At 59.0% G+C, this 14,193-nt stretch carries 4 protein-coding genes; all 4 read right to left on the reverse strand.

What is annotated here, in order from left to right; all coding sequences use genetic code 11:
- Positions 1-118: 118 nt before the first annotated feature.
- The gene (locus tag ASD12_RS25740; protein WP_056593067.1) at positions 119-6,247 is read right to left on the reverse strand and encodes a DEAD/DEAH box helicase; all 6,129 of its coding nucleotides are present in this window, start codon (positions 6,245-6,247) and stop codon (positions 119-121) included.
- A gap of 1 nt (position 6,248) precedes the next feature.
- Positions 6,249-11,579, reverse strand: a complete 5,331-nt coding sequence (locus ASD12_RS25745) for an STY4851/ECs_5259 family protein (protein WP_162252285.1) — start codon at positions 11,577-11,579, stop codon at positions 6,249-6,251.
- Complete coding sequence (locus ASD12_RS25750) at positions 11,576-13,465, reverse strand: 3'-5' exonuclease (protein WP_244482971.1); 1,890 nt, start codon at positions 13,463-13,465, stop codon at positions 11,576-11,578. The genes ASD12_RS25745 and ASD12_RS25750 overlap by 4 nt, the downstream gene beginning before the upstream one ends.
- A gap of 215 nt (positions 13,466-13,680) precedes the next feature.
- Positions 13,681-14,190: a hypothetical protein gene (locus tag ASD12_RS25755; RefSeq protein ID WP_200953721.1), complete on the reverse strand. Its 510-nt coding sequence runs from the start codon at positions 14,188-14,190 to the stop codon at positions 13,681-13,683.
- Positions 14,191-14,193 lie beyond the last annotated feature (3 nt).

The raw sequence follows: 14,193 nt of genomic DNA on the forward strand, positions 1-14,193 counted from the left end.
GCCGCCAGGGCAGCAAAGCCGGAGTGATGCTTAGACCAGAAGCAGCCCTCGACCTGAATCTAACAAGCTTCTTACCGCAGCTTCGCACAATAGAACCTGGAAGGATCCAATGGTCCCCTTACTTGATGGAAACCGTTTTGCCTCGGTTGCAAACAAGGTACGTTTTCCCAACACCGCGTCGCGCAAGAACATAACTGCCATGAAGCATCTGCTCCGCCTGCGCTGGGGCTGGCGCCGTGAAATCATGGCGCACACGAATTCCATGTGCGATTGCCCAGGCACCAAATCCTTGATCAAAGATAACTTTCGCCTCAAGTCCTGACGAAAAGCAGATCGTCATGAAACGGCCGTGCGGAACGTTCTTATGGGCGATATCGACCTTGACGTTCCTCAGAGACCCGTAGGCCAATATGGTTGCGGTTTGAATGCCCGGATCAGGCCAATCTTGGGCTAGTTGGAAGGGGAATTTCCCTGCGTCATACGGCTTTGGGGCACGTGTTTCTATAGAAAGGCGCAGGCTACCGTCCGAACCGAGACCAAGTTCGGCCACAGTGTCGATCAGTAGGCGCGTAACTAAAGGTGACAAAACAAACGGATCTTCATAGCAGATGCGCTCGATCGGCTCGTCCCGCCATGCGCCGCAATTTCTCAGCTTGGCGCGCAGCATTGCTGCGGCAGTTTTCCCGAACTCTGCGGCCGTAACGTCGAGTTCACTGTCGATCTCGACGAACTCTGCACCTTGAGTTGGAAGGAACAGCCGATCATCAAGTTCGGACTTATCCAGCGTTAAATTGTAGGCGGCTCGCGCGATCGGATGATCCAGCGGGTCACCCCAGCCGCGTCCGAGGCGAGCTGCGGTCCGGTCTCTGCTGACCCACAGATGGGTAGGCGCGAGGCTGGCCTCAATTGCGGCGATCGGGGCAGCTCCGTTCGGGAAGCGGGGTGGATCGACCTCCATCAAGCTAATCCCGTGCCTGACCGCAAAGTCTCGCAATACAAGGCGCGACGCGTCATCCATGCTCGCGACCGCGTTCCTGGGGAGGCCAATCGAGATCTTTCTTCCGCTCGACGTCCATTTCGAGAGTTGGTTCGCGCCTTGCCAGTCCACAAGATCTGCGGGGTCGAAAGCTCCGTGCAGAAAGAGAGTCAGCTGAGTCGCGGTAGTTGCCCGCAGTGTGCTGTCGATCTCATCGTAGATTCCGGTGCTGATGATTGCACCTGGTACGAAGAGGTCGTCCGAAATCAAGAGCTCCGGAATCCGCAAGAAAGTCTTCAGGAAGATGTATGCGCCGGTGCGGTCCAGCGCGTCGACGCCGTCCGGCGCGTCACCAGTCAAAACACACGACGAGCAAGCATGAATGCAGCCGGGCGTTGCGCAATCGAGGATGTCTTCCGCGCCGCGCAACACCGCTGCGAGATGTTGTTCCAGCGCGACTGAGAATCCGGCACCACCCGACGCTCTGTCGAAAAGCAGAAGGGAGACCGATTTTCCCGAAGCAGCATTGGTCGATTCTGTAGCCGCGAATCCCATCTCGTCAGCTTCGACGCCAAGCTCGTGCGCCAGTGCTTCTCGAATGGCTATGATCAACGCTGTTGCAACGGCTCGTGTGCAGTTCTGGGCAAGCTGAATCTCCACGACATCTGTCGTGATTTCATGGCCCAAAGCAAAATGCCGTTGGATTTTCCACGTCAGGTCATTTCCTGCGCATATATCGGACAGGTCACCCTTTCTCCTCCGCAGAGGCAGATGACCTGCCATTTGGCCCGGGAGCGGTGAATTTGGCTCCGGCGCCGTTTCTGCTTCCGCACGCCCGCAATGCAGGCAGATCGCATAACCGTGGCCGGTTGGTCCCTTGTTAGAATAGAAGACCAGGCCGTCGCGGCTAGAGCGATAGCGGCCCGAGGATGGATCCGGCAGTCCTCGCCATGGAGCGTTGCGCGCCGACACCACCGGTTCCTGTGGTTTCACATAGTCAACGATGTCGGTCTCCGCATGGGCGACCGTCCGGCTATCCACCGTAAAGCCGGCGGGCCTTATGTATTTGCTGCGCTCGATGGAGCGCGAACCGCAATCAGCGCAGCTGTCGGATTTGCGCCCCGAGCGGGTTTCCGCCGTTCCACAGTCCAAGCAGCGCCAGTGTTGCCGAAGGCTTTGAACCTCGACCAAGTTGTCTTCGTTCGCAGGCCGCTTCCAGTTCAGGGTTACGCCAGCTGATTTATGAACAAGTCCATCGATAACGACCTCGGATCCGGGCGCATAATCCCGGATCGCCAGATCGAGAGAGCGCTGCGGCCCGAGACTTCGAAACTGTCGCCGTCCGTCGCGCGTCGAATGATCGGATTCTTTGCCTGATTGACGAGCGGGGATGAAGGTCACCACATCGGATGGAAATCCATGGCCAGGAAGAAAACCGCGATCGGCCAGACCGCTAAGGAGAAATTCGTCGCAGTGTCGCTGCAACTCGATCCCCATGCGCGTCCGGCCAGCTTCCTGAATTCCTTCCTCCCGCGCCATCAGCCGAAGGCCTTCCCATTCCTCAAGGAATCGCTTCTCAACCGTGTCGAGCGCCACCAGCGCTTCATCGACGAGGGTGACATCTCCGTCGAGCACCGACCGCCGTGTGATGGTATTGATGCTTTCCATCGTCAGCTGGCGGGTCGATGGCTTGTCTAGCCATCCAGCAAACAGGGCGGATGAACGCTCCGCCTTCAAAGTCCGATTCATCGACGGATCAGCGGGACAACCGAAGAATGCGCCGATGGTCATCCGAAGCGCGTCACCGCGAAGCGAATGAATGAAGGCTGACAGCAGAAAGGCATTTACGTGGCGCTGAACGATCGGCCGGCTATTCAGAGCAACCTTGGGCGCTGCCATTGCACGTTGAAGGAATTTCTCAGGCTCCCGAAACGCCTCCCGATCAAGCGGGCGATCCTTGCAGAATGTGAATGCAAGAGATGTAGCCTGATTGCGCCGCCCCGCGCGTCCCACCCGCTGGCGGTAGGAAGCGATGGACGGCGGAACATTGGTCATCATCACTGAGGAGACAGATCCGATGTCGACGCCCATTTCCATCGTGGTGGAACAGTTCAGGATATTGATCCGGCCGTCCTTGAACTCTCCTTCGTAGCGCCGGAGCCTTTTGCTCGGCTGTTGCGCGGAATGTTCCGCCGCGCGCGCATAGTCAGCAAAGAACGCGATGCGGTCTGATAAGTTGTTCCAGTAAGCGAGCTCTCTCAGCCCGACGATCGTCTTGTCGGCGTTAAGCCATTCGTCGATTTTCGCACGCGCCTCCTCGCGTCCAATCGGGTCTTCTCCCAGCAGAGGATGCCGCGGCATCTGGACTGCAGTCGCCCTTTTTAGCCCCGCATCAAGCTGATCCAGCCCATATGGCGTGAGGCCGAACGGCGCGGCGTCGAGTACGCGCCGCGTCACCGGGCACAGAAAGCCGTCCGTGACTGGTGCGACGAAGGCCTTGCGGAACGAAAGTCCCCGCGGATCATCGGCCAGGCAGGGCTGGATATCGCGCCATGCGCGGTCGAGGCATTCCTCGAGATCATCGCGATGCGTAGGGTCGGCCAGATTCAGCGATAATCCCTCGACCAAGAGAGAGACCGGTCGCGGACGGCGACCCTTTCCGGCAGCCTGCGGCCAGCCAAGGCTATTTCTTTCGGCGGATACGTCCACCCCCGGACCCTTAAGCGTCTTCACTGGCGCCTTTGGCAAGAGCCAGAACTGGGTCTGGCGCTTGACCGCAATCGCGCTGTTCGCACGCACGAAGAATGTTAATACGGCTGACAGATAGGACTGCCAATCGGCCGCAGTCTTGTTTCGATCGCGAAAAGGCCTGGGCAAATCGCCTTCCCCGCGGCTGTCGATATAGGGGAAGCGAAGCCTCGCGAGTCCAAGTGTCTCTATGGAGTTTGCCGCCCGCGGTCGCCGCGCGAATTCCCGCAGCAAAAGGAATTCTGCTAGGTTCCGCGAGTCGGCGAAGAGGGTTGGGTCAATGTCGCGGCCCTGCCAGACATCCTTAATCCACTCATCGACCTCGATGCTCCGGCTGAGGTTATCGACCAGGTCGCCCCATTCGATACCGTCAGTTCCGCCACCGATCAGCTTTTCCAGCGCGGCGCGTTTCTGTTTGATAATCGGCTCGATTATCAAGCGGGATTGGTCATTCAATATGCTCTCGAGGCTTGCAATTTCAAAGCGAACGCTTTCCGCCTCGACTGTCGCGCCCGTACCCGCATGCATGGATTTCTGGACGGCATGATAAACGAAGGAGCGAACGAAGTTTCGTTCCGACTCGATCTGCAGTTTGGCCGCCATGCGTGCCGTGCCCTGCCTGCTGTCGGTGAACGAAAGCAGGCGTCTGCCGCCTGAAGGCCTCCGGTCGCCAGTGTGGGAAAGCGGCGTCGCCTCTACGCCTTGGAGAAGCAAGGGTGCCGCGTTTCCGATCATGAATGGCGCGCCGAACCGAAGCGGGCGTAGCACGCGGGGGATCTCTCGCGTCGGCCCCTTGCCGCAGCAAGGACAGGCACCGCCACGCTTCTCGTCACTCACGACCGTCAACGTTGCTTCAGTTGCCTGATCACATACGGTCCAGTCTTTCCGATTAAGATAGAATGGCCTCGCTGATGGGCTCGGCCTCGCCGCAAACAACCGATCAAGACCTAAATCGCCATCGTCGGGCTGGGCATCGTCGGGATCAGTATCATCGTCGGCCACTGGGTATGCGTCGCTGTCGAACTCAAACTCGTCGCGAGGCGGGGTCCGCACTGGCGTGGTCAGGCGACCGTCCCTTTCTAATCCTTCGAGAAAGGGTTCGCCGCAGGACGTACAGTTGATGATTTCAAGGACTGGCGCAGAACAGTGCGGACACTGGTCGGCGCGCTGGGCCAATATCCCTCCATAGGGCCATTCCAGGGTGGCTTGCTGACATTGGGGATTGATGCAGCCCCAGATTCCCGGAACGGCTCTTTCAAAGGCGTGGATCCGGATAGGCGCAAGACGTTCGCCCTCAGGCGTTCTTGGGTCCGTGCGTGTCGCGCGCGACAGCGCCAGTGCCAGTTCTTCGGCAGTCAGCTCCTGAGCTTTGGCGGCAGCTTCGAAGTCATCAAGGGAAACGGCGCCTTTGTATAAGCGTTCGACCAAGCGCCAGATATCGTCGCGCGAGGCCAGCGCGCCGTAGAGTTCATTTGCATCGGCTGAAGCGATATTCTTTGGCATTGGAGTGGCGGAACCGCTGGGGCGCAGCGGCATGCGACGGGCGCCCTCGATGACATGAACCTGAGCGTCGGGAATGCCTCCGACATCGGCGAGAAACCGCTTCAGCTGACTGCGAACATTTTCGCCGCCACCGATCGTGGCTGACGTTGCTACGAAATGAACCTCGGCGGGCTTCACTTCGAAAGCCATAAGGACGCGCCGGAGCAGCAGCGCGATTTCCGCAGCCGCTGCACCGATAAGCGAATGAGCCTCGTCGAGAACGATCCACTTCAGCTTTCCCTTCGACTTTTCGACAATCGGACGATCATCGTCGCGGGCGAGCATGTACTCAAGCATGGTGATGTTGGTAACGAGGATAGGCGGTGGGCTGCGCCGCAGGTCAACACGATCGGGGACCTCTTCAGGTCTGAGCTTATGTTCGGAGGCTGGGGTGTTCTGTTCGAGATCACCATTGTACAGGCAGTATCTAATTTTGCCCCGGAATGGCTTTGTCCAAGCGGACAAACGCATTCTCTGGCTCTCGATGAGGGCGTTCAGCGGATAGAGCATTATCGCCTGAACGCCTTCGAGCCTCGCATTATTGGGTTCAATCTGGCGGGCGAGATCGCTGAGGATTGGAAACAGGAAACACTCAGTTTTCCCGGAGCCAGTGCCGGAGGAAACGAGTACGGATTGCGGCTCTCCCGGCTTGAGGAGCTGGTTCCACGCCTCCAGTTGGTGACGAAATGGCTTCCGTTCGCGCGGAAAACGGTATTCGGCATCATCGGTCCGGTCGAGCGCCTGGACAAAATCAGAGTGGAGAAGGCTTCCCGTCAACTCGGCCATTGTTTGGTCGCAGGAAAGGAACGGATGCGCGCCTTCGATTACCGGGCGTTGCAGTAGCGCGCCCTCGCCAGCGTCCGCGGAATCGAACAGTTCGCGCAATCTACTGCGCAGGCCCGCATGCGAGAGGCCTGACTGCGCGATCACCGCCTCGCTGGCCCGTCGCCTGATCTGCCGGAGTGTTTCAAAAGGCCCCACGTCAAATCACCTCATACTTCTTTAGGAAATGCGGATAGGCGCCGGAAACATATGCAGGGCTCTCGCGTATCATTCGGCGAGCGATGAGCAGGCACTGCGCATCGATCGCCATGCGCCCATTCGCGCATGCCGCGATAAGCACAGGCACAAGCAGCCCTTCGAAGGACTGCAAGTCGAAGCGCGGGTGCAGTTCCTCGGGAAGTGTTACCTTAGAAATCACGAGATTTTCCGCAATCACAGCGCTGCCTTGTGTGCGCCGAGCAGGTCCATCAGCGTCCCGTAGCCGTTGATCGCGAATATAGTCTTGAGCTAAATCGCGGACGCTTCGCGCCGCAACCTGGGCCCGGATGAATCCTAGGCTCTGAAATATCGATGAAAGGGCGGGTTCCAGATCGCAAACCGCGGATATCAACGCAATCATCCGCTCTCCGCACAGTTTCAACCGCAGATCATCTGCGAGACCCGAAATTGCGCTTTCGTATGTGTGATACTCCGCCGTTAACGCCGCCTTCCATGAATCCTTCGGAAATTGCAGCCAGAGGAATGGAAGCTGATTCTGGAGACTCCAAATCAAGTTTCGCTCTACGTCATCTCGGCAGCCCAGCAATAGCCGGATCAGGGCGACGGGAGATCTCGGCAACAGCCGAAGCACATCGAAGGCGGAAGCGGGCAAGCCATTCAGATGTGCGATCAGTTCGGTCAGCCAGTTGATGTCTAAGGTTGCCGACGTGCTCCCTGCAATATCAGCCAGCGCCGACAGGACTGCGGTCTGGCGTTCCGCATGCGCGGATTTTGCCATTGCAGTCAGCAATATGCTTGAGGATGGCATCGCCTCGCTCTTTCCGATGACAATCGGCTTCGAAATGACCTCCGTTCCGTCACGCAGATAGACAAGGCACGGACCAACGCATCTCTCCGGGAGCGTCCACGTGTTGTCGCCAGCCGGGTCAAGCGCGTGATCGTGTCTCGGGGAGAGGATCATGCGAGCGACAGGGCGGGTCGTGTCGTTCAATCCAAACGTGCTGAAGCGGATCTGCCCATCAACATATGCCGGGGGCGGATAGCGGTAGCGGCCGATCCGGAAAGGCATCTGCTGGCCAAGGAAGACCATTTCTGCCACGGCGTCGTGTTCTGTCGCTCCAGCCAGAATTTCGTCGATCCCATTGCGCAAAGCGCCGAGGGGATATTCCTCATCGACCTGCACAGTGAGGCCGGACGAGCGAGACCCTTTGAGCGTGACGTCAAGAGCCGTGCGGGAGGGCGATACCGCCACGGCCCCGCGGAGCATGCCGATGTCGATCGACTGACCTGCAGCCAGAACAGTGCCATCGGAAAGGACGATTGCGGCATCGCGACCGGCAATCTTTAGCCAGACTGAGAATCCGTGTCCCTCTGGCGGGATGAGAACCGCTCGTATCCGGTAGGCTGGTCGGCTCCGAAACCGCATCTTCATCTGATTGGCAGATGTTACAGATTGCTCGAAGAGATCTTGCGGGAACTGGATTGTCCAGTCGTCTAGGCCCCTTACCGATATCTCGCACGCCTGCGCGGAGGTCATGCGCCCCGATATGCCCGCAAGCGGTGTTATCATGGCGACTTGGCGCTTTTCGAGCTGAATGCTCGCTTCCGGATCCCTCCATGAGACGTCAATTCGACCGACTGCCTTGATAGGTCGCACATATTCCGTCCACTTGTCCCCCGGTCGCCGCCAGAATATCTCTCCCTTCCGTGGCTGCCTCAGACCCCCGTTCTCGACGATCGAGGGCGCAAGCGGACCTTCTATCAGGTCACAATCCGGATCCGCGCTTTCGAATTGCCCAGACGGCTTGCCGCCGAGATCAAGTTCCGCATCACGTTCGTCAGAGTTGGGTTCAACGCGATATCGCGCAGCGCCGCTCTCGCCACTTTCAAAATAAGTGGCGCCTGAAATCGTGGCGAGACACCGGTGCAAATGGGGAAGGAGTTCGATGTCTGGAATTGTGTCCGGATCGGCGGGCCGAACGGCCCATCCTTCCGGATATAAAACATACAGTCTGTGGGCACTGCTCCGGTGTGATCCCCTGCCAGCAAGGCTCAGCGCCTCCGCGCTGCCGGCCTCCGTTGGGACTTTCCGCAACACCAATATCTCGGAGTTGACGGCCTCGCCTCGTGGCCAGACGATAGGGCAGTTGACTCCATTCGTCGTCAGGTTTGCCAATATCGGCATCGAGAACGGGATATCCGGAATTATTTTGTCGAGCCGAACGAGCGGCCGTACACGCCAGCGCTTTTGTGTGCCAGAGGGGGGTTCGAACAAGGCGAACTCGCCGGAGACCTTATTGGCCAGCGCGCCCGATGCGACCGCGCGCAATCGGCCAAGTCCGGTCGACGCATGTGGTATTCGAGCTGCCGGCATATCTCCGTCGGCCCGGATCTGGATTGCGGGTTGCCACATACCGTCGATCTTCACGAGGAATCGGGTGGCTTCTATTCCAGAGGTGGGGAGCCCAGCGGCGGGCTCATTCATTAGTCCGGAAAGGATTTCGCTCGCGATCCCGGTTTCGCCTGCGGGAATGTATAGTGGCAGGTCCTCTCGCCATTCGGGATGCTTCAAGTCGAGCAACTGGGCATGGGGGAGATTGGCCTGGGCCTCGCTTTCGGCCTTTCTCCGCCAAAACAGTATCCGTTCGACCAATTCAGCGCACAGCGCGACAAACTCGTTGTGGCGGTAGCTTTTGCGCATTTGCCCCTTTTCTTCATGGGCAATACTCTCGATTTCACTGGTCTCGGGTTGCAGTAGGCCCAGTGCTCCTCGGAGAATCGATCGCAAGTATTCCTTCAGCCACCCGCGCGATGACTCATCCAAAAGCCGGACCGGAAATCCGCCCTCGAGTGCGAGCGTCAGCAGATACTCATGCGTTGAGCCGTTCATGCGTAGGTCGCGCCGCCAATGGATGAGCCCGCGACTCGTCAGATCGGCCTTTTTATTTTGAGCCAGGGTATCGAAAATGTCGGGCGCAAGGTCGTTCCAACGCAGGAAGGTGGAACTGCTTTCGCGCCGAAACCATTCTGCACAGTAGATGACAAAAAGCGCACCGGATCGATCGTCTGGCCTGTTCAGCCTTCCGTCGCGGCCAAGCTTGACGAGCGTTGATTTGGCCTTGGCGTATTCCTCATCCGACATGCGGTACCGATAAAGCGGCCTCCCGTCGGCATATGTTAGTCCCCGCGCCGACAGGAACTCGCGGATCCAGTCACGCACAGGACCGCTTCCTGTGGCGACGATCGCCGGACGCTGCTGACGATTGTCGAGATGGCGCAACTGGCGCAGTGCTTGCTGGACCTCGATGTGCAGATCGCTGGCCGCATCCGAGTTGCGCGATTTGAGTACCTCGTTCAGCTTCCGCAACTCTTCTGAACTTTCACGGTGCATTACGAAATGCTGTGCGAGCCCTAAATCCGAAAGCCTGGACAGATCGAAGGGTGTTGAAGATTCAGAAGTAGACCACGCGATTTGAGGGGCGGCGGACGCCTCAGCTTCAGACGCGTCGAGCGAAGTCCCTACTGGTTCATCAATTTCACCAGCGAGTTCATCCGGATTATCGGTACTTTCGATTAAGTGGGAAAGCTCATCTTCTTCAGGGGATTCAAAATCTGCCGCGTCGGAGATCTCTGTTGCAGGCGCGTCAAATGAAGAGCCTGTGTCATATGCGGCGGACTGGATGTCGACGCCGCCTTCATCAAGTTCCGAAACTGAGGTTGCAAGGGTGGGGGAGTCCGGCTCCTCCGGCGACAGGGGATCGAGAAGTCGCAAGGCACCTGTCGACGCGTGATCGGCGAGGGCAGCCTCTTCGGAGGCAGTAGGCCTGACCGCAAGCTGTTCGTTGTCAGCGTCACTTTCCTGATCCGCCCAACTCGTAGTAAGGCGAGGAGACGTTGCACTTTCGTCCGTCGGTTCGGCAACAATGACGTCCAAGTTGGCCGAGTGTCCCGAAGGTCCAATCGATTCTTCAACGTTTGACGGCGAAAGTCCGTTGTCTTCCAGCAGATCCCGGGATTCGCTCCGGTCGAAATGCTCGTGGCGTGCGGCAGTCAGCTCGGCTGGAATACTTTCGCCTGCGCTTGTTAGTACCGCCTGCTCTGAGGTTTCTGGCGGCACATCCTCGGGATCGTCAACCTTGGCAGGACTGGCGACCTCCGTGTCCTTGGGGACCGGGAGCACTTCTTCTGTGGGCGTAGGGAGTTCGTCCTCAATGAAAGCACCGTCTATCGCCTCGACGAGGTCGGGTGCTTTCCTTTTCAATTCTCCTGCGGAGACAAGCTCATCAACCCCGAGGTCGTCGATCGCCTTCTTGAGGCGCTGGAGTTCGAGCCACTCGGGCAGTCGGTGCATTTCGGCTGCCATTCGCTCGAATCGAAACGCGACCTTGTCGAGCCGGGCGGCTGAAAACTCCGACGCTCCGAAGAACGCGAGCGGGTCAAGGCTATACGCCTTCGCAAGAATGCTCAGCTCGCGTTCAATCCTGGCACTCTGATCTTTGAAGTAAGAAATCGACTTCGCGACAATTTCGCGTTTCGCGCTCAAGGCAATCAGCTTGAGCGGATTTGGCAGCAAGCGTGTGCTATCCAGTGATGCGACCCAATCGCAGGCTGCAGCTACCTGTTCAAAATCCGTGGCTTCTCCACGGTAGTGCTGGCCAAGCGTCCGCTCCAGAAGCGTTTCCTGTTGCGAGAGGACGGATTTCGCGGCCTGGATTGCAGCCAATCGCTCTACGAGACCAATTCGGTCAAGGGCGGACGCAGGCAGCCGACCGTTCAGATGAGAAGCAAGTTCCATGCTCGCGTGGCGGTAGGCTGGACCAATGCGCCGGATCAACGAGGATCGCCCTGCCTCCAGCGGCTTGCGAAGGTGCACGATCTCAGCCACGTGTGCCGATCGCTGAAAAATCGCCTGACTTTGGTTGTACAGAACTCGCCAGGCTATTCCCGCCGCGGCGGCGGCAGCGATTTCCCGGTGCTTTCCGCTGTTGACGATACGTATAAGCAGGTCATGATCAAGGTCGGCACCACTTGCGGCAAGCCGCAATATTGGGTCCAAGCGGGCGATCGCTGCGAGGGTCGGCGCGGTTGCGATTTTAAGAAACGATCCCACTTTCTCGTAGTTCGTGAGAAGCGCGCCAATGCGCGTTACAAGATTCCGCTGACGTGTCTGTAGACCGTCCCTTTCAACAACATCGACGCTGGATGCGTATACGCCATTGAACGGGTGGTCGTCAGGCGCTCCCCAATTCTGCAGCGCCAGCGCATACCGCCCGAGTGCGTCGGCTATTTCCGTTGCTCGTGTCACTGTCACGTCTGCAAATCATCCAGAAACTCCGAGCCCGGCATGATGCCGGACACGAACAGCATGTCTCGCGCCCGCGTCGCGGCCACATAGAGAAGTTGTCGCTCCGTCGCGATGACCTCGTCGAGTTCGAACTCGTCGGCCACGTCCGCCACCCGGGCAGCGAGTGGCAGAACACCTTCGTCGCAGGCGACTACAAGGACGGCCCGAAACTCCAGTCCCTTGGCCAGGTGCATGGTCCCGACCAGCGCCGCTGCATCTTCGCCGAGCTTTCCGGAAGACAACGTCCGATAGGGCAACGCCGCAGCCTCGGCGATGGCACGGGCGCGAGGAAGCTCGGCGGCGGAGCGGACGAAGATAGCGATCTGGTCTGCGGGGATGCCGTCTTCGATCGCTTCGCGGATGAAGGCGGTAGCTGCCTTCCGCTCTGCGTTTTGATCATTGGCGATGACGACCGTCGGCTCCAGCCCTTCGAAGACGGACACAGTGCCCCGGCGGTCTTCTTCGAGCCCATCGATATCGCGGATCGTCTTCGGGATCAGCCGATCAGCCATCGCTCGGATCTGCTGCGATGTGCGGTAGTTGACCTTCAACGTGGATGAGCGGCCGCGCACGTCGATCCCCAGTCCTTTCCAGGAGAATGGCTGCTGGAAGATCCGCTGGCCGATGTCGCCGGCGAAGAAGAGCGCGTCAGGCCTGTGGGGGGCGATCGCCGCGAGGAAGCGTAGTTCCGGCACGCCGAGATCCTGTGCCTCGTCGACGACAATGTGGGTGAAGGGTTTTTCGGTTCTTTCGGAATAGGTCTCGGTCACAGCGGCGAATAGCGAAGCGGGCGTGAACAGCGCCTGCTGCCTGAGGGCATCGTGGACGTGCAAGAAGACCTGCCACAGCCCCTCGCGTTGCTTCTGACCTAGGCGGTTCTTGCGACCCATGCGCGGCACCTCGGCGTAGGCATCGGCGCTGCCGATCCGCCAGGCGTCGATCACGTTCTCCCATTCGGAGATCAAGAACCGCAGGGAGAATTCCCGCACGCCCGCATCGTCCGCCGCTCTCTCGATCATCCCGCGTACCGTATCGCGCTTCGCAATATGCGCCTTGCGCCCCGTAGAGAGCGCAAACAGTTCCTCTGCGATCCTACGGAAGGAGGCGACAGTGACGCGGTTCTCAATTTCGGCGCGACCGCCGGAGAGCACCGCCAGCTTATGCTGGAGTGCGGCCGCCAGTGGATCGGAGAAGGTGGTCAAGAGGACGCGAGCATCTGGATCAACCCGAAGAATCCGCATCACCCGGTGAAGCGCGACGACCGTCTTGCCCGTGCCGGCCGATCCGGCGACGCGCGCTGGGCCGGAATAGTCGCGCTCGACGACGCCGCGCTGGAGAGGGTGCAGGAAAACCGCCCACTTCTCGAACGGCGCGTCGAGGGCGGCCTGCAATTCCTCGAGCCCTTCGAGAACGCGGAAGCGGCGCATCGTGTCCGGATGCGCCATCGGGTCTTCGACGTGCGCCGCTGCGGGTTTCAGGATTCCAGTCGCGGCGTATTCGAGCAGTGCCTCGGCCGCCTCCTGTGGCAGGCGGGCAGCAAGCGGGAAGAAGGTATCTTCGGTCGCCACGGCGACGTCGGAAAGCCAGTCGGCTGGAACCCCGACGGAGAGCAGGTCGCCCTGCGCCAGTTTCGCGAAGATCGGTGCGGCGGATACAGCGGGGTCTCCTCCTATAGGGGCTACACCGAAGGGCAGGTCGGCCTGTTTGAACGCAGTCGTTGCGGGCGGCGCGATCTCCTCAACCAGTTCCCGCACCTCGACCATCTGCATTGCACCAGTCGTCGGGTGCGTCTCGATGCGTCGCCGTTCCGCCCAGGAATAGGCGTCGTCGTGATGGCCGACATAGGCGAGCATCAGGCTTCCGCCGGCCTTGTGCACGATGATGCGGATATCGCGGCTGACCCGGACCGACCAAAAGTTCGGATCCTTCGACTTGTCGATACGATGGAACTGAAGACCCGGCTGATCGGGATTCGCTTGCAGGTCGAACGCCGTTAGCTTCGCCTGCTTCTGCTCGTCATTGGCGAGTTTGGCCAGCGCGGTGGTGAAGCTGTCTGCGAGGATTGTGGTCATCTATGCCTTCGTACTTGCGGGCGAACTCTGTCAGCATCGATTCCCTCATCTCCGATACCGACCTTGCAGAACTCGATGCCTTCCCTCTCGCAAACCATCTCGAGAGTGTCGAACAGAGCCTCATTCATTCGATGGCCGGCAATGACTCGCCTGACGACGATATCGTTGTAGTGCGTCTGGTTGGACAAAATTCGGATCTCTTCTTCATAGGACCATTCCTGATATTTCGAGAACAGAATAGTTCTAGCAGCTTCGTCCTCCGTGAGAACTTGGTCCATATCCAAAAACGCAAAAACACCCCTGTACTCTAGTCGCCTGACATTTGGATCATTGTCGGGAAGCTCTACTTCTATGGCCAGACCATCAAAGCCGCTAGCATAGTGAGCCCACAGAAGGTGAGACTGAAAGCTCGCCGAGAGAGAGCAGACCCTGTAAATGGACTTAGCGTCGCCGATCCCCTTGATACGCTCTTGTATACTCGGGACCGGACCCGTGGTCGAATACATGAA

The organism is Mesorhizobium sp. Root102 (assembly GCF_001425625.1).
In the GTDB taxonomy this organism is placed as follows: domain Bacteria; phylum Pseudomonadota; class Alphaproteobacteria; order Rhizobiales; family Rhizobiaceae; genus Mesorhizobium.